We start from the raw sequence: 24974 nt of genomic DNA, 5'->3' as shown, positions 1-24974 counted from the left end.
TTAGATCCTCCAATCACCCCGTTGAAAACGCAGGTTTTGAGGGTTTCTCATGCTGAGCCGGACCGCCGAAAATCTCTACTGGATGGCGCGCTATATGGAGCGGGCCGAAGCCACCGCCCGGCTGCTGACCATGGGGCAGCGCATGGCGATATTGCCCGGCGCGCATCATCGCGACGAATGGCGTTCCGTCGTGCGCGCGACTGGCAGCGGCCACCAGTTTCCCGAAGGGGTGCAGGTGACGGAAAGCGATGTCGTCGCCTTCCTGATGCTGGACCTCGACAATCCCAGCTCGATCCGCTCCTGCCTGCTCAAAGCCCGGTCCAACGCCAAATCGGCGCGCACCATGCTGACGCAGGATATGTGGGAAGCGCTCAACGACGGCTGGCGCAAGCTCGACAGCTATGATGTGTCCGAAGCGCGGCAGCAACTTCCGGCCCTTATCGACTGGGTCAAGACCCGCGTCATGACCTTTCGCGGCGCTACCCATTCGGGCCAGCTGCGCAATGAAGGCCATGATTTCCTGCGCTGCGGGTCCGCGCTGGAACGGGCGCAGATGACGCTGCGGCTGCTTGACGTCAAATATTATGTCCTGCTGCCGGAAACCGAAGTCATCGGCGGCAATCGCGACCATTATCAATGGACATCGGTGCTGCATGCACTGTCAGGCAGCCGTGCCTATCATCATGTCTATGGCGGCACTTACACGCCCTGGCAGATCACCGATTTCCTGATGCTCAACCGCATGTTTCCGCGCAGCGTGGCCTATTGCTACGACCAGCTGGCCTATCGCCTGCACCGGCTGGAAGGGTGGCACGGCACACGCAATCCCTGCCATGAGACGGTGCAGCAGATGGTGACTGCGCTCGAACAGCTCGACAGTGGGGAAATCTTCCGCTTCGGCCTGCATGAAACGGTGCAGCACGGGCTGCAAATGACCAATCAACTGGGCATGGAAATCGCCCAGGCCTATCATTTCGGCTAGAAGGGGGAAGGGGGGCCTTTCATGAAATTGCTTGTCCGCCACCAGACCGTCTATCGCTATGACGCATCGGCCGGGCGCGTGGCGATGCGGCTGAAGCTGATGCCGGTCGATACCCCGGCGCAGACCGTGCTGGATTGGCAGGTCAGCGTGAATGGCGATGTGCTGACGGATTTTCGCCCCAACAGCTATGGTGAGATGGAAACGATCTGGATTCGCCACGATCGGCAGGACAATGCCGTCATCGTCGCCGAAGGGCTGGTCGAAACCCGCGAGACTCATGGCGTCGTCGGTGCGCCCGTCAGCCGGGTCAATCCGCGCTATTTCCTGCGCGAAACGCCGCTCACCCGCGCGTCGGATGGTATCGCCGCCATGGCCCGCGCCACGCCCGAAGGCGACGGCCCGCTCGCCCGGCTGCACGCGCTGTCCGCCGCCGTCATCGACGCCGTTGGCTATCGCGCGGGCGTCACGACATCGGCCACCACCGCCGCGCAGGCCTTTGCGCTGGGGGCAGGGGCTGTCTCTTATACACATCTAGATGTGTATAAGAGACAGGTCGAAACCCGCGAGACTCATGGCGTCGTCGGTGCGCCCGCTGTCTCTTATACACATCTAGATGTGTATAAGAGACAGGGGCAGGGGTGTGTCCGGACCATGCCCAGATTGTCATCGCCGGGGCGCGTTCGCTCGGCATCCCGGCGCGCTATGTGTCGGGCTATCTGCTGGCGGGCGATGGCAGCGAATTGCACGAAACCCATGGCTGGGCCGAAGCATTGGTGCCCGAACTGGGGTGGGTAGGGTTCGATCCGTCCAACCGTGTCTGCGTGACCGAACGCTATCTGCGCGTCGCCAGCGGACTGGATGCGGATGAGGCCGCGCCGATCCGGGGCACGATCACGGTTGCGGGCGATATCTCGATTGACGCGGACGTCCGTATCGCGCAGGCGGTTGATGGCGTCGAGGAACGGCAGTTGCAGCGGCAACAGCAGCAGTCTATCCCGCCGTCCAACGCGCAGCTTTGATTCAGCTTTCGGGGACGGGGACGAATGACCTATTGTGTGGCGGTGCGGGTTGACCAGGGGCTGGTCATGCTGTCCGACACCCGCACCAATGCGGGCATGGACAATATCGCCCGCTTTCGTAAGAGCTTCACCTATCTGGTCGAGGGCGAACGGGCGATCACCCTGCTCTGTTCGGGTAACCTGTCGATCACGCAGGGGGTGAAGGCCACGCTGAGCAAGGCGATCAAGGACGCCAAGCTCGACCCCGACATCGAAACCATCCTCAATTGCAGCACCATGCACCGCGTCGCGCAGATCGTGGGCGATGCGATGCGCGCGATGCAGACGCGATACCGCGAAAGCATCGAAATGGGTGGTTCGGGCGCCAGCGCCTCGATCATGATCGCGGGCCAGCGCCGGGGCGGCAAACCGCGACTCTACCTCGTCTACAGCGCGGGCAATTTCATCGAAGCGACCGAGGACACGCCTTTCTTCCAGATCGGCGAGCATAAATATGGCAAGCCGATTCTGGACCGCATCATCACGCGCGACACGACGCTGGAGGACGCGACGAAGGCGGTGCTGGTGTCGATGGATTCAACCCTGCGCTCCAACCTGTCCGTCGGCATGCCGCTCGACCTGACGGTCATTCCGACCGACAGGTTCGACTTCCGCGTCCGCACCCGCATCGAAGCCGACAATGAAGAATTCGCCATGATCTCCCAGGGCTGGAGCGCCGCGCTGCGCAAGGGTTTCGAAGATTTGCCCAACGTATTGGATTGAGCAGGGCCGGAGGGGGAGGCGACGCAGCCTCGTTTGCGCCACAGGGTTGCGCTGATCGACGGCGGCGGATGGATCATCCCTCGCGCTACCCACACCCCCGCTTCGCACCGCCCAAGCAAATCCTTCGCTTGCCTGCGCGCCGTCACCGCCTATCTCTGCCATCAACACGAATCGCTTCTGAAAGCCTGATATGACCGCCACCCATTCGACCCGTATGCTCATCCTCGGTTCCGGCCCGGCTGGCCTCTCCGCCGCCATTTATGGCGCGCGTGCGGGACTGGCGCCGATCGTGGTGCAGGGGATGCAGCCGGGCGGGCAGCTCACCATCACCACCGACGTCGAAAATTACCCCGGTTTCAAGGATGTGATCCAGGGGCCATGGCTGATGGAGCAGATGCAGGCGCAGGCCGAGCATGTCGGCGCGCAGATGATGTATGACCAGATTGTCGATGTGGACCTGTCGCAGCGGCCCTTTCGCCTGACCGGGGACGGCGGCGTCGTCTATGTCGCCGATACGCTGGTCATCTGCACTGGCGCGCAGGCCAAATGGCTGGGCGTAGAAGGGGAAGAGCATTTGCAGGGCAAGGGTGTCAGCGCCTGCGCGACCTGCGACGGCTTTTTCTATCGCGGCAAGAAGGTGGTGGTCATCGGTGGCGGCAATACCGCGGTCGAGGAGGCGCTGTACCTCACCAACCACAGCCATGACGTCACCCTGATCCATCGCCGCGACACGCTGCGCGCCGAAAAGATCTTGCAGGAACGGCTCCACGCCCATCCGAATATCAAGGTGCTGTGGAACAAGGCGGTCGATAAATTTGTCGGCGGCGGCACGCCTGAAGGGCTGGTCGGCGTGGACCTTATCGACACGGTAACCGGCGAAAAGTCGCATGAGCCGACCGACGGCGGCTTCGTCGCGATCGGCCATCATCCCGCAACCGAACTCTTCACCGGCAAGCTGCCGATGGATGAGGGCTATTTGCTGGTCGAAAAGGGCACCACGCGCACCTCGATCCCCGGTGTGTTCGCGGCAGGCGACGTGACCGACAAAATCTATCGCCAGGCGGTGACCGCGGCGGGCATGGGCTGCATGGCGGCGCTGGACGTGGAAAAATTCCTGGCCGAGGCGGATTTCGAGGCGATGGTCGAGGCGTGACTTCTTGCCGTTCGGGCTGAGCGAAGTCGAAGCCTTCCACTGAGCGGAGCGAAGTGGCCTCCCTATCGGTCGGCCGAGCCCTTCGCCTTCGCTCAGGGCGAACGGATATTACTGCGCCACCTTGCTCCGCGCAAAGGCGACCAGCGACCCGAACGTCTCGAACGTGTCGCCGTCGATGTCGTCATCCTCGATCAATATGTCGAAACGATCTTCCATCTCGGTCAGCAAGCCAGCAACCGCCATCGAATCCAGCTCCGGCAGCGCGCCGAACAAGGGCGTGTCAGCCGCAAACCCGTCGACCTGATCCTGCGAAAGGCCCAGCACGTCGCGCAACAGCGCCCGCGTCAGAAGCTCGATGTCATCGGTCCGGTCGACCGGCTGAGGAGATTGCGCCCGCATGATGGGCGTCGTCCTAGTCATTCCCGCCCTATCCGACAAGCGCGGAAATGGCTGTCCGAGCCGCAGGCAACCAGTTGGACGCATGGCGCGGGTTGAAGGCGTCGATGCGGTGGAGCGGTACTCGCTCCTCCATCCAGTCGCTCTTGTAGGGATTGTCGCCCGTGCCATAGTCGATCGTCGCGACCCGATCGCCATCGATCGCTTGGGCAAACATCGCATGGCTCAGCAGCGTGCCGGGCGATCCCGCGTCATGGGCGCGATCATGGGACAGTTTGTGGATGAGCGCGACGCCATTTTCCACCGTCCATAATTGGGTGGCGACCGCGCGGCCCCTGTTCCCCTCGGCCTCCCGCGCAAAGCCCAACCGCAACGTCCCGGCATCACTTTCCTGCTCGACCAGCGCGCGCAGGAAATTCAGACCGGGTTCCGCCTCCTTCCAGCTGCGCCCATGCACATCGACATAATCGCGCCACAGATCGTCGGTCAGCCGGTCGCTGATCGACAGGTCATAGCGGTTGCCCCGCGCCCGGCGCCTGACGAGCGTGCGCAGCCGACCGGGGCGGCTGGCCCAATAGGTCGCGAAATCCCGCCCGGCAATCGGCAGAATATGCCGCCCGCCCATTGGCCGCGACAGCGCAAACCATCCGGTCCGGCGCAGGCTGGCCAGCAGTTCGACGCTCGATTCGACCGGATAGAGGTCGATCTGGCTGGCGCTGCGCAACAGGTGGCGGCTCAACGTGTCGAGCAGGTGCGCCCGCTGCGCCGCATCCGGCTTGCCCGTGAACAGCGGTGACCAGTCGAAACTATACCAGTTGGCCAGCGCAGACAGGCGACGGCTTTCAGGTTCCAGCAGGAACAGCCAGGCCTGCGTGCCATTATCCTCTGACATGACCACCCGCACCGGGACATCGGCCAGACAATGACGATGCAGCAGATCGAACCAGTCGAGCCGGCCAAACAGGCCGGGCACGGCGTCGCGATCGAGACGGCCTTGCAGCGCGTCCCGCACTTGCGCGAGGCTGTGATATTCCCTTGTCGTCGGCAACCGACTATCTCCGCATGCGTGAAGGTGAGGCTTAGGGGCAAAGTCTGGAAATGGAGTTAAGCATGCGCCAGACAGACCAGAGCATGGCGATCCTGCCGATCGACCACCTGCTGCTGCGTGGCGATCGGGATCGGGCGGCGCTGGACGGGCGGTCGGGCAGCTATAATTTTGCCGAACTGGAAGAAACGCTGGGGCGGCTTGCAGGCTGGCTGGCGGGATTTGGACTGGCGCCGGGCGCACGGGTGGCGAGCTGGATCGCCAAAGGGCCGGTGGCGGCGCTGATGCCGCTCGCCGCGCCGCGTGCGGGTCTTGTCCACGTCCCGGTCAATCCGCTGCTCAAACATGCGCAGGTGGCGCATATTCTGGCCGATAGCGGCGCGGCGCTGCTGATCGGCACGACGGCGCGACTCGCGACGCTGGCCCCGGGCGATGTGCCGCAGGGGTGCCAGTTGCATCGGGAGGATGACGCCGCCTGCGCCATGAGCGGTGGTACCGCGCTTGCACCATCGACCGCGGCCCCGGACGATCTCGCCGCCATCCTCTACACCAGCGGATCAACCGGGCGGCCCAAGGGGGTGATGCTCAGCCACGCCAATCTCTGGCTGGGCGCGGTCGCGGTCGCCGACTATCTGGGTCTGACGCCGCAGGACCGCACCGCCTGCGTCCTGCCGTTCAGCTTCGATTATGGCCAGAATCAGCTGCTCTCAACCTGGTTTGCCGGCGGCTGCGTCTATCCGCTCGACTATCTGACGGCCCGTGACGTCATGAAGCTGGTCGACCGGCGCGACATCACGACGCTGGCTGGCGTACCACCGCTCTGGGTTCAACTGACCGAACTGGATTGGCCGCCGGAGGTAGCGGCCAAGCTCAAACGCCTGACCAACAGTGGCGGCGCGCTGACCCGACCTTTGGTATCCCGGCTGCGCGCGCTGTTTCCCAAGGCCGATCTTTATCCCATGTACGGCCTGACCGAAGCGTTCCGCTCCACCTATCTGCCGCCCGCCCTGGTTGAGAGCCACCCCGACTCGATGGGGTCGGCGATCCCCTTTGCCGAGATATTGGTGGTCCGTCCCGATGGCAGCATCACAGACGATGACGAGCCGGGCGAACTGGTCCATTGCGGCCCGCTCGTCGCCCAGGGCTATTGGCGCGACGCAGCCCGTACCGCCGAGCGCTTCAAGCCCGCGCCATCCGCGTCCCGCTATGGCGGCATGGCGGTCTGGTCCGGCGACACGGTGCGACGCGATGCCGATGGCCTGCTCTATTTCGTCGGGCGCGACGATGCCATGATCAAGTCGGCGGGCAACCGGATCAGCCCGACCGAGATAGAGGAGGCTGCGGTGGCGGTGCCGGGCGTCGCCGAAGCGGTGGCGCTGGGGGTGAAGGATGAACGGCTGGGGCAGGCGGTCAAATTGCTGATCCGCTCCGCCGACCCGGACGTGGCCCAGGCGGTCGCCACGCACATCAAGGCGGAACTGCCCAATTTCATGCAACCGCGCGAAATCCTTGTGCTGGCGGCATTTCCCCGCAATCCCAACGGCAAGATTGATCGAGTCGCGCTGGCGCGGGAGTATGGCATTTGAAACCGATGGGACCGATCCCGGCCTGGTTTGCGGGCGAAGAGGGGATGCTGCTGATCGGCGGCTATGGCGCGGCGAGTCTGGTCGACGAAGTGGGCGATACGCCGCTCTTTGCCTATGACATGGACATTGTCCGGGCGCAGATCCGCCGTTTTCGCGAAGCCATGCCACAGGCGCTTCACCTCCATTATGCGATCAAGGCGAACCCCTATGCGCCGTTGCTGACAGCGATGGCGGAGCAGGTGGACGGCTTCGACATTGCGTCGGGCGGTGAGTTGGAGATGGCGCTGGCGGCGGGCATGGACCCGGCACGGATCAGCTTTGCCGGGCCGGGCAAGCGCAATGACGAACTGGAAGCGGCGATCTTTGCCGGGGTGACGCTGAACCTTGAATCCGAAGGGGAGGGGCGGCGCGCGCTCGCCATCGGCCAGCGGATCGGCAAGACCCCGCGCGTCGCCGTGCGGGTGAACCCGGACTTTGATCTCAAAGGATCAGGGATGCGGATGGGTGGCGGGGCCAAACCCTTTGGCGTCGATGCCGATCGCGCAGCTGCGCTTGCCCGCGCAATGATCGATGGCGGTGCGGACTGGCGCGGCTGGCACATCTTTGCCGGCAGCCAGAATCTCGATGCGATGGCGATCATCGAAACGCAGGCGGCGACGATCGCGCTGGCCGCCCGCCTGTCCGAAGCGGTGGGCGTCACGCCGCCGCTGGTCAATCTGGGCGGCGGCTTTGGCCTTGCTTACTTCCCCGGCGACGTGCCGCTCGACATCCGCCCCATCGGCGTCGCGCTCGACACAGCGTTCGAATCGCTGCCGGATATTCTCAAGGGCAGCGCCTTTGCGATCGAACTGGGTCGCTGGCTGGTCGGGGAAGCGGGCGTCTATCTGACCCGCGTGATCGATGTGAAGGTCAGCCAGGGCGAAACCTTCGTTATCGTCGATGGCGGGCTGCATCATCAACTGGCGGCCAGCGGCAATTTCGGCACGGTGGTTCGCCGCAACTATCCGATCGCACTCGCCAACCATTTCGGCGCGCCGCCAGCCGCCGATCCCGTGACGGTCGTTGGCTGCCTCTGCACGCCCATTGACCGGCTGGGCGACAGGATCGCGCTGCCACCTGTGCAGGAAGGCGACCTGATCGCCATTTTCCTTGCCGGTGCCTATGGCGCATCGGCCAGTCCGGCGGCATTTCTTGGTCACCCAAGTCCTCGCGAAGTTTTACTTGGCTGAGTTGTTGGTGACTTAACTCCTAACGGTATCTTTACCCTTTCCCGGCAAGAAGAGCTCGGAAGCCCTGTGCTGACCGGCCCGCCTTGCCCTCTTTGGCGGCTGGTCGCGCATGGCCGCACAAAGAGGTGAGATTATGCGTTTCGTGTCGGTTTCCAGGCTCCTGATCGGTGCATCGCTGCCCGCGCTTGTCCTGTCGGGCTGCGCTGCGGGTGGTGCCAGCGGACCGCAATTGCCGCCAGCCTCTTTCGTGTCGACCCGCGAAGGGCCGGGCGAGGAATATGTCATCGGCCCGCTCGATGACCTCACCATTTTCGTGTGGCGCAACCCCGAACTGGGGGCAAAGGTTCAGGTGCGCCCGGATGGCCGCATCACCACGCCGCTGATCACCGACATGCCGGCGGTGGGCAAGACGCCCAAAATGCTGGCCGATGACATCAAGCTGGCGCTGACCCAATATATCGAAAACCCTCTGGTTTCCGTGATCGTCAATAATTTTAGCGGAACGTTCAGCCAGCAGGTGCGGATCGTGGGCGCGACGGAAAAGCCCGCCTCCATCCCCTATCGCGCGAATATGACGCTGCTCGATGCGATGATCTCTGTCGGCGGCCTGTCGGAATTTGCAGCGGGCAACCGTGCGCGGCTGGTCCGCTTCAACAAGAATACCGGCAAGCAGCAGGAATATCAGGTCCGCATCAACGACCTGCTGAAGAAGGGCGATACGAAGGCGAACGTCATGCTCGCGCCCGGCGACGTCATCATCATCCCTGAAAGCATGTTCTGATCATGGCCGGTCTCTACGAAGAATTGCTGCTGCTGCTCCACGGAGTCTGGAGCCGACGCTGGATCGCGCTCGGCGTGGCCTGGGGCGTATGCATGCTGGGCTGGCTGGGCGTCGCCCTGATCCCCAACAGCTACCAGTCGAAGGCGCGGGTCTATGTAAACACCCAGTCGCTGCTGGAGGACAAGATGGGTATCACCCAGGTCCAGTCGCAGCAGGATCTCGACCGGGTCCGCAATACGCTGGCCAGCGCGGAAAATCTGGAAAAGGTCGTGCGCAACACCGACCTGTCGCAGAGCGTGTCCGGCCCGCGCGACATCGCGGCCAAGATCACGAAGCTGCGCGAGAATATCACGGTGATGGCGCAGGCTGACCCCAGCATGATCGACATCAGCGCGATTTCCGCGGACACCAGCCTGTCGGACGGCGCGAATGCGCGGATTTCGCAGCAGATCGTGCAGAAGCTGATCGATATTTTCCAGGAGGAAAATCTTTCCGGCGACCGCAATGAAACCAAGCAGAGCCTTGCCTTCCTGGATCAGCAGATCGCGGCGCGGGGCAAGCAGCTGGAAGCCGCCGACCAGCGCCGCGTTGAATTTGCGCAACGCTATGTCGGCCTCTTGCCCGGTGCAGGCTCGATCAGCCAGCGGATGGATGCCGCGCGGCAGGAGATCAACACGATCGATTCGCAACTGGTCCAGGCGCAAAGCGCGCTCAGTGCCATGAACGGCCAGCTGGCGGGTACGCCACAAAGCCTGCCGGGCGTCGGCCCTTCGGGCGGCCCTTCGGCGCTGGGTCAGGCGCAGGCCAATCTGGCGGCAATGCGCGCGCGCGGCTGGACCGCGCAACACCCTGACGTGATCGCTGCCCAGCGTGAAGTGGACGCCCTGCGCAAGTCCGGCGGCGGCGCCGGTTCTGGCGGTGGCGGCACCCCCAATCCTGCCTATCTGTCGATCAAGTCGATGCAGGCCGAACGCGCCGCCACGGTGCAGGCGCTTTCGACCCGCAAGGCGCAGCTACAGGCCGATCTCAATACGATGATGGCCAAGCAGGTCGATGAACCGGGCATCGCGTCGGAGCAGGAAAAGCTGGACCGCGACTATGAGGTTCTGAAAACCCAATATGACAAGCTGCTGGCCGATCGGGAGGAGATCCGTCTGCGTGGCGAGGTAAAGACCGAGACCGGCTCCGTCCAGTTCCGGGTCATCAACCCGCCCAGCATGCCGACCGCGCCTGCAGCACCCAACCGGCCGCTGCTGTTGCTGGCTGTGCTGGTCCTGGGGATCGGTGCGGGCGTCGGCGTGGCTTTCGCCATGGGGCAGCTCAAGGGCACATTCCCCACCGCCGCGCGGCTGGAGCGGGCGATCGGCCTGCCGGTCGCAGGCTCCATCAGCCAGACGATCAGCGCCGCGCAGGTCGCCATCGACAAGCAGCGGATGAAATGGTTCGCAGGCGCCAGCGGTGGTCTGGCCGCTGTCTGCCTGCTGCTGATCGTCGTCGAATTCGTCCAGCGCGGTATGGCGTGAAGGAGCCAGGAACCATGAACCAGCATAGCTCCATCAAGGGTGGATCGCTGATCGAGCGGGCGACGGAGATTTACGATTTCTCGGCTGCCCTGCGCGGTCGTGCCGCCCCGGCCGTCGACGTTCCGGCGGACCTGCCGCCAACGCCGGTCATGGCCGACCCTGTGTCGCCTTCACCGTCGGCCTTTCGCGCGCTGCCCTGGACCGGCCCGGTCCAGCCGATCGATCGCATCAAGCTGGAGGAGGCCGGTTTCCTGCGCCCCGACGGCGCAGTCACGGCGATGAGCGAGGAGTTCCGCCTGCTCAAGCGCGACCTGCTCGCCCAGTTGCAGGGGCAGGAGCGTGGCAATCGCATCCTCATCTGTTCGGCCCATAGCGGCGATGGCAAGACATTCTGCGCCATCAATCTGGCGCTCAGCCTGGCGGCGGAGAAGGATCGCGAAATCCTGCTGGTGGATGCAGATTTCGGCAAGCCCGGCATCCCCGAAACGCTGGGTCTGGAAAGCGGCCCCGGCCTGATGGACGCGCTCGCCGATCCGATGATCGCGATAGAGGATATCATCATCCGCACGGACCTGCCGTCGCTGTCAGTGCTGCCTGCCGGGCAGCGCAGCAATGCCGACACGGAATATCTTGCGTCCGCGCGCACCGAACAATTGCTGTCGCGGCTGACCGAGGGACGGCCCGAACGCATCATCATTTTCGATTCGCCGCCGTTGCTGGCGGCATCGCCCGCCGCCGTGCTGGCCAGCCATGTCGCGATAGCGCTGCTGGTCGTGCGCGCCGACAGCACATCGGAAAGCGCGCTGCGCGATGCTGCCGGGATGCTCAAGGGCGGCGCACAGGTTCAGCTTCTGCTCAACGCGGTCCGCTTCAACGGCGGCGGTCGCCGGTTCGGCAGCTATTATGCCAAGGGGAAGAGTTCGTCATGACTGTCCGTCAGTGGATCAGCGGAGCATCGCTCGCCGTGCTGGCCGCAGGGAGTGCCCCTGCGCTCGCCCAGACGGCCAGCGCGGACCGGCGCGTCAATGTCACGCCCTATCTGGGTGTTGATCAGGTGGTGATGGCGCCGCTCAAGGGCGATGGCGACGTGCTGACCTACACCAATGTCACCGCAGGCGTGACGGCGCAGGTCCAGACCCGCCGGGTCGAAGCCGCCGTCGATCTGCAATATAATCACAGCTTCAGCTGGAGCAACCAGATCGGTGACCAGGATGTGCTGAGCGGCATCGCCAACGCGACCGTCAATGTCGCGCGCGGCCTCTCCATCCACACCGGTGGGCTGGCATCGCGGGTGCGGACAGATGGACTGTCGGGCGCATCGACGCTCAACGACAGCTACACCAGTCAGGTCTATGCCGGTTATATCGGTCCGGCCTACACGACGCAGATCGGTGACATCACCGTCAACGCTTCCTATCGGCTCGGCTATGCGCGGGTCGAGGACGATCTGGACTCCAACCTTTCGAACGCCCCTGTCAGTGGATCTTTCGCGGACAGCTGGACGCATAATCTGATGGGATCGGTGGGCTTTGGCCCCGGCACCTTGCTGCCCGTCGGCCTGACCGCCAGCGCAGGTTATGACCGGGAGGATGCCAGCCAGCTCGATCAGCGGTTCGAGGACAAATGGGGCCGCGTCGACGCCACGCTGCCGGTATCGCGCACCGTCGCGCTGATCGGTGGTCTTGGCTATGAACAGATCGAAATCAGCCAGCGTTCGCCGCTGCTGGATTCAACGGGCGTGCCCGTCATTCGCAACGGCCGCTATGTCACTGACAAAGGCTCGCCGCGCGCGCTGGTCTATGAATTTGACGATATCATCTGGGACGCGGGCGTGTTGTGGCGGCCCAGCCGTCGCACGTCGCTTCAGGCGCAGGTCGGTCAGCGCTATGGCGGCATGACCTATCAGGGCAGCTTTACCTGGCAGGGCGCGAACAGCAGCTTTGCCGTGATCCTGTTCGACGGCATCGACAGCTTCGGTCGTCTGATCACCGCCAACGCCGCCGCGCTGTCGGGCAGCAGCTTCGACGTGGCGCGCAATCCCTTCACCGGCGACATTACCGGTTGCGCCTTCTCCACCACCGGCGGCGGGCAATGTTTCAATGATGCGCTGGCGGGCATCACTGACGCCAATTTCCGCTATCGCGGCGTTTCGGCGCAATATTCGCTGCGCCGCGGCCAGTGGGGCTGGGGCGTGGGCGCCGGTTATTCGCAGCGCAAGTTCGTCACGCCGCAGGGACAGACTGTCCTGGTGCGCGGGTCGAAGGACGAGAACTGGTACGGCAATGCGTCGATGACCTATATGTTGGGCAATCGCGACAACATCGATACCGTTGTCTACGTCAATTATTTCGACGCCAGCGACGCGCGCCCAGACGTTCTCAACTATGGCGGGTTCACCAGCTATTACAAGGGTTTGACCCGTCGTCTTTCGGCGTCGGCGTCGGTCGGTGTGGACGGCGTGAAGGCGGATGATCTCGACACGGTGATCAGCGCGATGGGGCAGGTCGGCCTGCGTTACAGTTTCTAACGGGTCGGTTGGAGAATTTTGATGTACGATCAATATTATGGATTGCAGAGCCGCCCGTTCCAGCTGACGCCGGACCCGCATTATTATTTTGAAAGCGCCACCCATCGCAAGGCCTTGTCCTATCTGGGCTATGGCTTGGCGCAGGGCGAAGGCTTCATTGTCATTACCGGCGACATCGGCGCGGGCAAGACGACCTTGGTCGGCCATCTGATGCAGACGATCGACCCGGCGCGGCTGACGGCGGTCAAGATCGTGTCGACCCAGGTGGGCGGCGATGACATGCTGCGCCTCGCGGCGCAGAGCTTCGGTCTGGCGACCGATGGCTTGTCCAAGGCCGTGACGCTGCAAAAGGTCGAAGCCTTCCTCCATGGCCAGGCGCGCGCCGGACGGCGCACGCTGCTGATCGTGGACGAGGCACAGAACCTGCCGGTCTCCGCGATCGAGGAATTGCGGATGCTGTCCAATTTTCAGCTTGGCGGACAATCGCTGCTCCAGATTTTTCTGCTGGGCCAGCCCGAATTTCGCGACCTGCTCAAATCGCCCCAGCTTGAACAATTGCGCCAGCGCGTCATTGCCACCCATCATCTCGAACCGATGATGGCCAAGGAGGTCGAGCCTTACATCATCCATCGCCTGACGGTGGCGGGCTGGGTCGGCAACCCGACATTCACCCCCGCCGCCTTCGACGCGCTCTACGCGGCGACTGGTGGCGTGCCGCGCCGCCTGAACGCTTTGGTCAGCCGCGTGCTGCTGATGGGCGCGATCGACCAGTTGCGCGAGATTGACGCGGATGTGGTGCAGGCTGTCGTGGCCGATATGGGGCTGGACGTCGATGTCGCACCCGAACCGGTCGCGCCGTCGCCGCTCGATAGCGTTGCGGAGGTCGAGGAGGCACCCGCCGCTGAGATCGCAGATGAGGCCGACAACGAGGTTGTCGTCGGGCAGGAAGAGGCGGAAGCTACCGCGCCTGCGCCTTTCGCGGCACCCTTTGCCGCGCCGCAGGTCGATGAGTCGCCGGTGGCAGAGGCGTCTCCGGACGCTGAAATCGGCGAACCCTTCTACACGGCATTCGATGCTGTCGAGGAGCCGGTCGAAGCTTGGGACGCGCAGGAAGCGGAGGAGGAGCCAGAGATGGTGGAATCGTCGACCTTCGAACAGTCACAGCCTGAACAGATCGAGCCGCAACCTGTCGCCACGATCGACGCGGATCAGGTCGACGCCCTGCGCCACGACATGCTGGCCGAGATTGAAGCGCTGCGCGCGGAAATTTCATCGCTGCGGGCAGTGCAGGCGCATGTGCCTTTCACGCCGGCACAGACAGTCGATCCCGAAGCGCTCAAGGATTGCTTCACCCTGATCGAGGAGCGGTTGCAATCGCTGGAATTTCGCGCCGAGGAACAGGACACGGCACTGCGCCGCGTGCTGACCCTGCTGGTCGATTGGGTCGAGCGGGAAGAACGAATGGCGGCGCCGCGCGACAGCGCTGCTGCCTGACACATGGCTTGCCCCATGCGGGCGGCCCGGCCAAGGTGCGCCATATGATACAGAACGCCCTGTCCGTCGATGTCGAGGACTGGTTTCAGGTCGGCGCGTTCGAGCGCACGATCCGGCGCGCCGACTGGGACTGCCTGACTCACCGTGTCGAGCGCAATACCGATGCGGTGCTGGACATGTTCGCGCAAGCGGGTGTGACCGGCACCTTCTTCACGCTTGGCTGGGTCGCCGAACGCTATCCCGCATTGATGCGCCGCATTGCCGACGCGGGGCATGAGGTTGCCAGCCATGGCTATGATCATGCGCGGGTGTTCACCTTCACGCCCGATCAGTTCCGCGCCGACCTGCGCAAGTCTCGCGCCATATTGGAAGATGCCAGCGGGCAGGCGGTCACCGGCTATCGCGCGCCCAGCTTCTCCATCGACCCGCGCACGCCATGGGCGCATACCATATTGGCGGAGGAGGGCTATCGCTACTCCTCCAGCGTCGCGCCGATCCGGCACGATCATTATGGCTGGCCGGATTCGCCGCGCTTTGCATGGAAGCCGGTGGCCGGGTCCGATCTGGTCGAGCTGCCGGTGACGACCGCGAAGCTGGGCAAGCGGACGCTGGCGGCGGGGGGCGGGGGCTTTTTCCGGCTGCTGCCCTATCAATTTTCCCGCTGGGCGATCCGGCAGGTCAATGAGCAAGCCGGGCGGCCCGCGATCATCTATTTCCATCCATGGGAGATCGATCCCGGCCAGCCGCGCCGCACCGACGCGCCGCTGCGCTCACGGCTGCGCCATTATACCAACCTGTCGGTCATGGTGGCCAAGCTGCGCCGCCTGGCCCGCGATGTCGCCTGGACACGGGTGGATGCGCTGGCTGACGCGCAGGCGGCGCTCGCGCCATGATGTTGGGTAATGGTGCTGACCTGGCCGTCATCCTGATGGACCTGAATGATCCGGCGCAGGCGCGCGCGGTCGATGCCTTCGTGCTGGGGCATGCCGACGGATTGCCTTTCCATCGTCCCGCCTGGCTGCACGCGATCGAGCAGGCGACCGGCAATCGCGCACTCCTGCTGGCAGCGGTCGGGCCATCGGGCCGGATCAGGGGCATCCTGCCTCTGCATCATGTGCGCAGCCGCCTGTTCGGCGCCGCGCTCGTGTCCACGGCTTTCGCGGTCGGTGGCGGCATATTGGCGGAGGATGATCGCGCCATCGCCGTGCTGGCGGCGGCGGCGGAGGGGCTTGCGGGCGAACGCGGCGGCCTGTCGCTGGAACTGCGCGGCGGTCCCGCACCCGGCGACAACTGGCAAAGGCTCGATGGAGCGCATGTCGGTTTCGTGCGTCCGCTGGCCGTGGACGATGATGCGGAACTCCTCGCCGTCCCGCGCAAGCATCGCGCGGAACTGCGCAAGGCGCTCGCCAATCCGGCGCTCAGCGTAGAGATCGGTCGCGATGCGCGCCATCTGCGGGACCATTATCATATTTACGCCACGAGCGTCCGCAACCTTGGCACGCCGGTTTTCCCGCGACGCCTGTTCCGCGCCGTGCTGGACCAGTTTGGCGCGGATGCCGATATTCTGATCGTTCGGGAAGGCGACCGACCCGTTTCCGCGGTGCTGACGCTTTACCATCAGGGGCGGGTCATGCCCTATTGGGGCGGAGGCCTTGCCGATGCACGGCGGCTGCGCTCCAATGAACTCATGTATTATCGCCTGATGGCCCATGGCCGTGCGCGCGGCATGACACTGTTCGACTTCGGCCGGTCAAAGGCGGGCAGCGGACAGGCGGCGTGGAAAAAGAGTTTCGGCTTTGATCCCTTGCCCCTCGTCTATCACGCCTGGTCGGCGGACGGCGCGCAGCGCGACATCGATCCGGGCAGCGCCCGCTATCAGCGCCGCGTAGCGCTCTGGAAAAAACTGCCGCTACCGATCGCCAATTTCATCGGCCCGTTCATTTCGCGCGGACTGGGTTGAAACGGATACGAAATGTTCAGCCTCCACGCGTAGATCGTTGGCGGGGCGACAATAGGAATAACGTCGATGAATATGATGAGCGGACTGACAGTCATCGTCGAGCAGGCGCGTCTCACGGATGCAGCCTGCGTCGCCGAACTGGACGCATGGGTCTGCGCGCATCCCGATTCGACGCCCTTTCAACGCCCCGCCTGGATCATGGGCGTAGAGGCCGGGACGGGCCAGAAAGCGAAGATGCTGGTGGCGCGCCGGGCGGGCGGCGACATTGTCGGCGTGCTGCCGCTCACCTATATCCGTTCCGCCCTGTTTGGCCGTGCGCTGGTCGGCAGTGGCTTTGCGGTCGATGGCGGACTGCTGACCACGCATCGCAAGGCTGGCCCCGCGCTCGCCGACGCGGCCTGGACGCTGGCGGAACAACTGGGCTGTTCCACGCTGGAACTGCGTGGGGGCGAAGCGCCCGATGGCGCGGTGTGGCAGGAAAAGGCCGACGCCTATCTGGGCTTCGCCCGACCGCTGGCCGCCGATGACGAAGCGGAGTTGAAGGCCGTGCCCAAGCGTCATCGCGCCGAAATCCGCAAAGGACTGGGCAACGACCTGACCTTTGAATGTGGCCGGGACAAAAGGCTGCGCGACATTCATTACCGCCTCTATGCGCACAGCGTGCATAATCTGGGCACGCCGGTATTTCCCCGTGGGCTGTTCGACGCCATGCTCGACCAAATGGGGAAGGATGCCGACATCGCGATCGTATCGAAGGACGGCAAGCCGCTGTCGGCGGTGATCAGCCTCTATCATCACGGCGCCTGCATGCCCTATTGGCATGGCGCGGCGGAGGGCGCACGGGCGATGCGCTCCAACGAAGTCCTCTATTTCCTCCTGATGCGGCAATCGCGCGAACGGGGCCTGACGACATTCGATTTCGGCCGGTCAAAGGTCGGCACTGGCCCGGCGGCCTGGAAAAAGACCTGGGGCTTTGCCGGTGAACCGCTCGGCTATTATTTGCGCACGGCGCCCGGCAAGGAGACGCGCGATGTCAATCCGCTCTCGCCGCAATATCGGCGCAAGGTGGAGCTTTGGAAGAAGCTGCCCGAAGCAATCGCGACCTTGATTGGCCCGCACATCGCGCGGGGGCTGGGATGACCGGCGACATATTGTTCCTGTGTCACCGTATCCCGTTCCCGCCCGATCGCGGCGACAAGATCCGTTCCTATCATTTACTTCAGCGTCTGGCCCAGATTGCGCCGGTCCATGTCGGCTGCTTTGGCGATGATGATCGCGACATGGGCTATGCGGGCGATCTGGCGCAGCTGGCCGCCAGCCAATGCCTGCTGCGGCGCGACCGGTCGAAAGTCGTTGCCGGGCTGACCGGCCTCGCCAAAGGCCAGTCGCTGCTTGTGTCCCTGTTCGACCATCCCGGCCTGCATCAATGGGTGGCGCAGACATTGTCGCAGAGGCCGATCGCGGCGGTGGTCGCCTATTCGGCGCAGATGGCGCATTTCGTGCCCCAACTTGCTCCCGATGTCAGTTTTCTGATGGATTTCGTCGATTTCGATTCGGCCAAATATGCCGCCTATGGCGCGGAAGGCGCTGGCCCCATGGCCTGGATCAACCGGCGCGAGGGGCGGGTGCTGCTCGATTTCGAACGCGCCATAGCCGCTCGCGCCGACGCCTGCTCCTTCGTCAGCGAAGCCGAAGCCGCGCTGTTCCGCACTGCGTCAGGGCTGGGACCGGACCGTATCGTGGCACTCGAAAATGGCGTGGCGCTCGATTATTTCGATCCCGCCGCCGCCTTTCTCGCCATTGACCATGGCGCTGGCCCGCTGCTCGTCTTTACAGGGCAGATGGACTATCGCCCCAATATCGAGGCGGTGGAAAGTTTCGCGCGACAGACCTTGCCTGCCATCCAGACCGTCCACCCGCAGGCGCGCTTTGCCATTGTCGGGCGTAACCCGACCAAAGCGGTCGAAGCGCTGGCTGATCGGCCCGGCGTGATCGTCACCGGCGGCGTGCCTGATGTGCGCGGCTGGCTGGCAGCGGCCGATATTGTCGTCGCCCCGCTGCGGATCGCGCGCGGCATCCAGAACAAGGTGCTGGAAGCCATGGCGATGGCCCGGCCCGTCGTGGCCTCGCCACAGGCTGCGGAGGGGATCGACGCAGCCGACGACACCGAATTTCTCATTGCTGCCAACCCGGCTGAAGAGGCCGCGAAGGTCATCGCCCTGCTTGCCGACCCCGCCCGCGCCGCCCGGATCGGTCTGGCTGGCCGCGCCCGGATGGAGGCGCGCTACCGCTGGTCGGCAACACTTGCCGGATTGCCCGATCTGCTGTTCGGCCACGACGCGGGGTCGCAGGCGGCATGAGCGTTCGGGCGCTTTCGCTTGGCCGGGTGCCGCTGATCGACCGGACCGGATGGCGCGGCCATCTGACCGCGCTGGGCATCGTTGCCTCTGCCATATTGGCGCTGTTCTATGCCGATCTCTGGTCGATGGTCACCATCTGGTGGACGGCCTCCACCTTTGGCCATTGCCTCTTCATCCCTTTGCTCGTCGCCTGGCTGGTGCAGCAACGCCTGCCCGGCCTGCGCCAACTGGAGCCGGTGGCATGGCCGCCGGGGCTGGTCTGGCTGGCGCTGGGAGCGCTGGCCTGGCTGGTTGGCGCGGCGGCTGGCGTGGCGATGGTTCGCCATGGCGCGCTCGTCATGATGTTGCAGGGCGTGACGATCGCGCTGCTCGGCCCGGCGGTCGCGCGCGCGCTCATCTTCCCGCTCTTCTATGCCTTCTTCATGGTCCCCTTTGGTGAGGAGATCGTTCCGCCGCTTCAACTGGTGACGGCCCGCCTTGCCATGTTCTTCCTCGACCTGTCGGGGGTGCCCGCCCATATGGAGGGCATCTTCATCACGACGCCGACAGGCTATTTCGAGGTGGCGGAGGCCTGTTCCGGGGCAAAATTCCTGATCGCGATGACGGCCTATGGCGTGCTGGTGTGCAATGTCTGTTTCCGCACATGGCCGCGCCGCATCATCTTCATGACCGGCGCGCTGGGCCTGTCGGTGCTGGCCAATGGCGTGCGCGCCTTCGCCACCATCCTCGTCGCCCATCTGACCAGCGTCGACGCGGCGGTCGGTTTCGACCATGTGGTCTATGGCTGGATATTCTTCGCGATCATCATGATTGTCGTGATGGCCACCGCCTGGCCCTTTTTCGATCGCAAGCCGGGCGATCCATGGTTTGATCCGGCGCAGTTGCAGGGGGCGGTGCGGCATCGGACGTCGGCTGGCACAGTGGCCGGCATCGCCCTGATGCTGATTATCGCTGCGCCGCTCTGGCTCGCCGCGACCGCCGCCACCGCCGATCCGCTGCCTTCGCGAATCGATCTGCCGCTGGTCGATGGCTGGACCCGCACGGCTTCTGACCAAAGCTATCCCTGGACACCCCGCTTCGACGGTGCGGATCATCGCGTCACTGGCCATTATCGCAATGGCAAGGGGCAGGTCGTCGACCTGACCATCATTGCCTATGCCCGGCAGGATGAAGGCCGCGAACTGGTCGGCTTTGGTCAGGGCGCGGCGGACCCGGACAGCCAATGGGTCTGGTCCTCGCCCGCTCGCGCGCCCGCCAATGCGCGTGGCGAACAGATCACGGCGCCCGGCCCTGTGGTCCGTCATGTCGTAAGCTTCTATGTCGTGGGGGCAGGAAACCCCACGGGCAGCCGGCCCGTGGTCAAGATCGAAACGATGAAAGCGCGCCTGTTGGGCCAGGACCAGCGCGCCGTCGCCATCCTCATTTCCGCGCAAGAGGGCGAAGGCCAGTCCGCCGACGCCGCCATCAATGCTTTCCTGGGCGATATGGGTGACGTGAAGCTTTTGGCTGACCGCGCGATGGGCTTGCGCTAGGGCGGTCACCATGTGCGGCATAGCAGGTATCTTTCATCTCGAAACGGCCAAGCCGGTCGATCCCGCGCGGGTGCGCGCCATGCTCGACGCGATGCCGCATCGCGGGCCGGACGGCAGCGGCATCTGGACCGCACCGGGCGTGGGCCTTGGCCATCTGCGCCTGTCGATCATCGACCTGGAGGCCGGTGCGCAACCCATGCTGACCGAGGATGAAAGCCTGGCGGTCATATTCAACGGCGAAATCTATAATTTCGGCGAAGTCCGCGCGGAACTGGAGGCCAAGGGCCACATCTTCCGCACCCACAGCGACACCGAAGTCATCCTCCACGGCTATCGCCAATGGGGCGAGGATTGCGTCCACCGCTTCAACGGCATGTTCGCCTTCGCCCTGTTCGATGCGCGGGCGCAATCGCTCTGGCTGGTACGTGACCGGCTGGGGGTCAAGCCGCTCCATTATGTCCTGCTGTCCGACGGCAGCCTGATCTTCGGATCGGAACTGAAAAGCCTGCTCGCCCATCCGTTGCTGCGCCGCTCGCCGGATCTGAGCGCGGTCGAGGATTATATGGCCTATGGCTATGTCCCCGACGACGCCTGCATGGTCGCGGGCGTGCGCAAGCTGGGTGCGGGCGAAACGCTGCGGCTGGTGCGCGGTCGCCCTTTGCCCCAGCCCCAACGCTATTGGGACGTCAGCTTCGCCGATCGGACCAAGGCGAAACCGCAGGAACTGGAGGAAGAACTGGTCGCCCTGATGCGGCAGGCCGTCCGGTCCCGCATGGTCGCGGACGTGCCGCTGGGCGCCTTCCTGTCAGGCGGGGTGGACAGCAGCAGCGTGGTCGCGCTGATGGCGGAAGCTTCGTCCCAGGCGGTCAAGACCTGCACCATCGGTTTCGATGTCGCCTCGCTCGACGAAACCGCCTTTGCCGATCGCATAGCTCGCCGCTTTGCGACCGACCATCGCACCCGTATCGTGTCGCCAGACGACTACGGCCTGATCGACCGGCTTGCCTTCCATTTCGACGAACCCTTTGCCGACGCCTCCGCCTTGCCGACTTTCCGGGTCTGCGAACTGGCGCGGGAACAGGTCATAGTGGCGCTGTCGGGCGATGGCGCGGACGAAGCATTCGCAGGCTATCGCCGCCATCGCTTCCAGATGCAGGGGGAGCGGATACGCGGCCTCATCCCGGCCTCAGTCCGTCAGCCCCTGTTCGGCGCGCTCGGCAAATATTATCCCAAGGCGGACTGGGCGCCGCGCGCGCTGCGGGCCAAATCGACCTTCCTTGAACTGGCGGGGGAGGGCGGGGCTGCCTATGCCGCGTCGGTCGGAGTCACGCCGCATGCGCTGCGCCACCGGCTCTACGATCAGGACATGAAAAGCCGTTTGGGCGCCTATCGAGCCGAAGATCGCTACATCAAGGCAATGGCCGAAGCGCCCGCGCGCGATCCGCTCGACCGCGCCCAATATGCCGACATCCGCATCTGGTTGCCCGGCGACATATTGACCAAGACCGACCGGATGAGCATGGCCGTCAGCCTGGAGGCACGCGAGCCATTGCTCGACCATCGCCTCGTCGAATTTGCCGCGCGCCTGCCGGTCAATCAGCGGATCAGGGGCAATAGCGGCAAATATCTGCTGAAAAAGGCGATGGAACCCTATTTGCCGCAGGACATACTCTATCGCCAGAAAATGGGCTTCGTCACCCCCATCAGCGCCTGGTTTCGCGGCGCGCTGGCAGGCGAGGCGACGGCGATCGCAGGCGGATCGTCGCTGGCGCGCACGGGATGGTTCGATCCCAAGGCATTGGCCAAAATCGCGGCGGACCATAAATCCGGCATGGCCGATCATGGCCGGCTGCTGTGGCAATTGCTGATGCTCGACAAGTCGCTGGAGCGGCTGTTCGGGATTTAACCCGAATAGCGTTTGTCTCACGACCTCCGTTCGCTTCGAGCGTAGTCGAGAAACGACAGCACTGCGCCATCGGCCTTTCGACTAGGCTCGAAGCGAACGGATGGGGGGCGGTGACTCTCCCCCTTGCAACCGATCGCGCCCGGTGCCAACGGGGCACATGGCGATAAGCAGGGCGCATCAGTGACAGTCTCCAAGGAAATGGTCCGGCTGCGGCTCTATGCCCTGAGCCTGGCTGGCGACATGGCAGGGCTGGTGTGCGCGTTTCTGGCGGCCAACTGGTTCGTGCTGGGCGCGCTGTGGGGGGAACCGGGCAAGCCGCACGGCCTCGTCATGTTCGCGATGATCGCGCCGCTCTATGCGCTGCTTGGCGTGCAGGGCGGCGGCTATGGCATCCACAGCCTGGAAAATGTCCGTCGCGGCATTTCGCGCGCGCTGCTGGCGCTGGCGCAGGCGGCCTTGCTGATGCTGCTGATCGTCTATCTGGGCAAGATCGCCGAACAGCTTTCGCGCCTCACCTTCATTGTCGGGCTGGGATTGGGCGCAATAGCGGTCGTGCTGGTGCGGCTTCTGGTCGTGCGGCTTGCCAAGCGCCTGCTGGGCGAAGTACCGCACCTGACCGCCGTCATCATGGACGGCGTCGCTGTGGAAACCGGCCCCCACATGCTGATCATCGAAGCGGCCGCCGCCGATCTGCGCCCCGAACGGCATGACGCCGACATGGCGGCGCGGCTGGCGCAGGCGGTCGGCATGGCCGAACGGGTCATCGTCGCCTGTCCGCTCGACCGGATGGATGGATGGTCCGCCGCGCTCAAATCCCTGTCGGCGCGCGGCGAAATCATCGTGCCCGAACTGCTCCGCTTCGCGCCTGCGCGGGTCGATGAATTTGACGGCCAGCCGACCATCATCGTCGCTGGCGGCCCGCTCCAGTTTCGCGACCGCCTGATCAAGCGCCTGTTCGACCTCATCGTCGCGGGCGCGGCGGCGATCATCCTGTCGCCAATTCTCATCGTCGCTGCGCTGGCGGTGAAGCTGACCAGCCCCGGCCCCGTCATCTTCCGCCAGCCGCGCATTGGCAAGGACGGGCGGTCCTTCCAGATATACAAATTTCGCTCGATGCGCGCCGAGGCGAGCGACAGCAGGGCGGAGACTTTGACCGCGCGCGACGACAATCGGGTTACCCGCGTCGGCGCCTTCCTGCGCAAGTCCAGCATCGATGAACTTCCCCAGCTTTTCAACGTATTGAACGGCGATATGAGCATTGTCGGCCCGCGTCCTCATGCCGCAGCGGCGAAGGCAGGCGATACGCTCTATTGGGAAGTCGATGCCCGCTACTGGGCGCGTCATTGCATCAAGCCGGGCATGACTGGTCTCGCACAGGTGCGCGGCCATCGCGGATCGACCGATCATCATCAGGATCTGATCGACCGGCTGCAATCGGACCTTGAATATGTCACCGCCTGGTCGGTCTGGCGCGACCTGCGGATCATCGTCGCGACGCTGGGCGTGCTTTTCCATCACAAGGCCTATTGAGCATGACCGACCTGTGGCTGGGCGCGCTCCTTCTCGTCTCGCTGGTCGCTGTGCTGTGGCCGTTCCTCTTCTATCCGCTCGTGTTGCGCGCATTGCCGACACAGCCCGAACGGCCTGGCGCGGGACCGACGCCCAGCGCCTCGCTGCTGTTCTGCGCCTATAACGAGGCTGATGCGATGCCCGAAAAGCTCGCCAATCTGGCCATGCTCAAACGCCAGCACCCCAGCCTGGAACTGCTGGCCTTCGATGATGGATCGTCCGACGGCACGGGCGATCTGATCGCGGCGCAGGGCGATCTCGTCACGCTGATCCGTGGCCCCGGTCGCAGCGGCAAGGCCCATGGCATGAAGCAGCTCGCGGCGCGTGCGCGCGGCGACATATTGATCTTCACCGACGCCAATGTGCTGCTCGATTCCGAAGCGATCGACAATCTGCTCGCCCGCTATGCTGACCCGGACATTGGCGGCGTGCTGGGGTCGCTCCATTATGTCGGACAGGGCGAAAGTGCGACCGCTTCGGTCGGATCGCTCTACTGGCGGATCGAGGAGCGGTTGAAGGACGAGGAATCGCGCACCGGCAATGTGCTGGGGGCGGACGGCTCGATCTTCTCGATCCGCCGCAGCCTCTATCCCGATTTCCCCGACAGCGTGCTCGACGACCTCACCGTCTCCATGGCGGTGGTGTTCGCGGGAAAACGGTTGGTGAAGGCAAAGGATGTGATCGCGCGCGAACGGCTGGTCACGGCTCGCAAGGACGAATATCGGCGCAAGGTACGCATCGCTGCCCGCGCCTGGCACACGCACAGCCATCTTCGCCCGCAATTGCGCCGCATGGCTGCGATCGACCGCTTCAAATATGCCTCGCGAAAGATCGTGCGCTGGTTCGGCGGGCTGTTCATCCTGACCGGCGCGGTCGCGGCGGGCGCATTGGCGCTGCGCATATGGCCGATGCTCTATCTGATCGGCGCGCTGGTCGTCGCCTTGGTCATCTGGCGCGGCATCCGTGCCCGAAGCGGCCCCTTCGCCGCACTGGTCGACGTGCTGATCGCCTATGTCGCGACCCTGCAAGGCGTGGCCAAGGCGATGACCGGACGCACCGTCACCATCTGGAATCCGGCCAAGTCGCGCTGACCCTCTCGTCAAAGCCGTGCGATCTTGTATAGCGCCAATGCTGTTCCCCATCGGAGAAT

21 protein-coding genes and 1 pseudogene are annotated in these 24974 nt (G+C 64.4%); 20 read left to right on the top strand and 2 right to left on the bottom strand.

Features of this window, described 5'->3' with window-relative positions; genetic code table 11:
* Positions 1-49: 49 nt before the first annotated feature.
* The 5 genes and pseudogenes from FE851_RS08770 to trxB all read left to right on the top strand — a co-directional run bounded on the left by FE851_RS08770 (position 50) and on the right by trxB (position 3916).
* The gene (locus FE851_RS08770; RefSeq protein ID WP_145201713.1) at positions 50-982 is read left to right on the top strand and encodes an alpha-E domain-containing protein; all 933 of its coding nucleotides are present in this window, start codon (positions 50-52) and stop codon (positions 980-982) included.
* 21 nt (positions 983-1003) lie between these two features.
* Positions 1004-1777 (top strand): transglutaminase N-terminal domain-containing protein, encoded by a 774-nt coding sequence (locus FE851_RS26695; protein WP_261370881.1) that lies wholly within the window; start codon positions 1004-1006, stop codon positions 1775-1777.
* A pseudogene (locus FE851_RS08760) lies at positions 1669-2001 on the top strand (transglutaminase-like domain-containing protein); the annotation flags it as partial. The gene FE851_RS26695 and the pseudogene FE851_RS08760, both read left to right, overlap by 109 nt.
* A 24-nt stretch (positions 2002-2025) precedes the next feature.
* Positions 2026-2763 (top strand): peptidase, encoded by a 738-nt coding sequence (locus FE851_RS08755; RefSeq protein ID WP_017181329.1) that lies wholly within the window; start codon positions 2026-2028, stop codon positions 2761-2763.
* Positions 2764-2953: 190 nt separating this feature from the next.
* Entirely contained in the window at positions 2954-3916 is a 963-nt protein-coding gene (gene trxB, locus FE851_RS08750) for a thioredoxin-disulfide reductase (RefSeq protein ID WP_019053776.1), read from the top strand.
* A gap of 108 nt (positions 3917-4024) precedes the next feature.
* Here the strand turns inward: trxB and FE851_RS08745 are convergent, their stop codons facing one another.
* A complete protein-coding gene (locus FE851_RS08745; RefSeq protein WP_017181327.1) occupies positions 4025-4315 on the bottom strand; it encodes a phosphopantetheine-binding protein in 291 nt (96 codons plus the stop codon).
* A gap of 28 nt (positions 4316-4343) precedes the next feature.
* A complete protein-coding gene (locus tag FE851_RS08740) occupies positions 4344-5360 on the bottom strand; it encodes a GNAT family N-acetyltransferase (RefSeq protein WP_186378785.1) in 1017 nt (338 codons plus the stop codon).
* A 62-nt stretch (positions 5361-5422) separates the two neighbouring features.
* Between FE851_RS08740 and FE851_RS08735 the strand changes: the two genes are divergently transcribed.
* The 15 genes from FE851_RS08735 to FE851_RS08665 all read left to right on the top strand — a co-directional run bounded on the left by FE851_RS08735 (position 5423) and on the right by FE851_RS08665 (position 24915).
* Positions 5423-6943: an acyl-CoA ligase (AMP-forming), exosortase A system-associated gene (locus tag FE851_RS08735; protein ID WP_145201709.1), complete on the top strand. Its 1521-nt coding sequence runs from the start codon at positions 5423-5425 to the stop codon at positions 6941-6943.
* On the top strand, positions 6940-8172 hold the full coding sequence (locus tag FE851_RS08730) for a pyridoxal-dependent decarboxylase, exosortase A system-associated (RefSeq protein WP_186378784.1): 1233 nt from the start codon (positions 6940-6942) through the stop codon (positions 8170-8172). The genes FE851_RS08735 and FE851_RS08730 overlap by 4 nt, the downstream gene beginning before the upstream one ends.
* A 133-nt stretch (positions 8173-8305) precedes the next feature.
* The gene (locus FE851_RS08725; RefSeq protein ID WP_017181323.1) at positions 8306-8953 is read left to right on the top strand and encodes an XrtA/PEP-CTERM system exopolysaccharide export protein; all 648 of its coding nucleotides are present in this window, start codon (positions 8306-8308) and stop codon (positions 8951-8953) included.
* Between the two features lie 2 nt (positions 8954-8955).
* The gene (locus tag FE851_RS08720; RefSeq protein ID WP_145201706.1) at positions 8956-10476 is read left to right on the top strand and encodes an XrtA system polysaccharide chain length determinant; all 1521 of its coding nucleotides are present in this window, start codon (positions 8956-8958) and stop codon (positions 10474-10476) included.
* A 14-nt stretch (positions 10477-10490) separates the two neighbouring features.
* Complete coding sequence (locus FE851_RS08715; protein ID WP_145201703.1) at positions 10491-11405, top strand: AAA family ATPase; 915 nt, start codon at positions 10491-10493, stop codon at positions 11403-11405.
* Positions 11402-13003 carry a hypothetical protein gene (locus FE851_RS08710; RefSeq protein ID WP_145201700.1) on the top strand — a complete coding sequence of 534 codons (1602 nt, stop codon included), beginning with the start codon at positions 11402-11404 and terminating at the stop codon, positions 13001-13003. The genes FE851_RS08715 and FE851_RS08710 overlap by 4 nt, the downstream gene beginning before the upstream one ends.
* Before the next feature lie 21 nt (positions 13004-13024).
* Positions 13025-14497 carry an XrtA/PEP-CTERM system-associated ATPase gene (locus FE851_RS08705; protein WP_145201697.1) on the top strand — a complete coding sequence of 491 codons (1473 nt, stop codon included), beginning with the start codon at positions 13025-13027 and terminating at the stop codon, positions 14495-14497.
* A gap of 44 nt (positions 14498-14541) precedes the next feature.
* Positions 14542-15390, top strand: a complete 849-nt coding sequence (locus tag FE851_RS08700) for an XrtA system polysaccharide deacetylase (RefSeq protein WP_145201694.1) — start codon at positions 14542-14544, stop codon at positions 15388-15390.
* Complete coding sequence (locus tag FE851_RS08695; RefSeq protein ID WP_145201691.1) at positions 15387-16457, top strand: FemAB family XrtA/PEP-CTERM system-associated protein; 1071 nt, start codon at positions 15387-15389, stop codon at positions 16455-16457. The genes FE851_RS08700 and FE851_RS08695 overlap by 4 nt, the downstream gene beginning before the upstream one ends.
* Positions 16458-16523: 66 nt before the next feature.
* Positions 16524-17597: a FemAB family XrtA/PEP-CTERM system-associated protein gene (locus FE851_RS08690; RefSeq protein WP_145201688.1), complete on the top strand. Its 1074-nt coding sequence runs from the start codon at positions 16524-16526 to the stop codon at positions 17595-17597.
* The gene (locus tag FE851_RS08685) at positions 17594-18817 is read left to right on the top strand and encodes a TIGR03087 family PEP-CTERM/XrtA system glycosyltransferase (protein ID WP_145201685.1); all 1224 of its coding nucleotides are present in this window, start codon (positions 17594-17596) and stop codon (positions 18815-18817) included. The genes FE851_RS08690 and FE851_RS08685 overlap by 4 nt, the downstream gene beginning before the upstream one ends.
* Complete coding sequence (gene xrtA, locus FE851_RS08680) at positions 18814-20349, top strand: exosortase A (RefSeq protein ID WP_145201682.1); 1536 nt, start codon at positions 18814-18816, stop codon at positions 20347-20349. The genes FE851_RS08685 and xrtA overlap by 4 nt, the downstream gene beginning before the upstream one ends.
* A gap of 10 nt (positions 20350-20359) precedes the next feature.
* Positions 20360-22255: an XrtA/PEP-CTERM system amidotransferase gene (locus FE851_RS08675; protein WP_145201679.1), complete on the top strand. Its 1896-nt coding sequence runs from the start codon at positions 20360-20362 to the stop codon at positions 22253-22255.
* A 198-nt stretch (positions 22256-22453) separates the two neighbouring features.
* A complete protein-coding gene (locus FE851_RS08670; protein ID WP_186378851.1) occupies positions 22454-23785 on the top strand; it encodes a sugar transferase in 1332 nt (443 codons plus the stop codon).
* Between the two features lie 2 nt (positions 23786-23787).
* On the top strand, positions 23788-24915 hold the full coding sequence (locus FE851_RS08665) for a glycosyltransferase family 2 protein (RefSeq protein ID WP_145201673.1): 1128 nt from the start codon (positions 23788-23790) through the stop codon (positions 24913-24915).
* The last annotated feature ends 59 nt before the right edge of the window (positions 24916-24974 follow it).

It is taken from the genome of Sphingobium sp. B2 (genome assembly GCF_007693735.1).
GTDB lineage: Bacteria > Pseudomonadota > Alphaproteobacteria > Sphingomonadales > Sphingomonadaceae > Sphingobium > Sphingobium xenophagum.
Note: the sequence above shows the minus strand (reverse complement) of the source record. Positions and strands in the feature narration are given on the sequence as shown.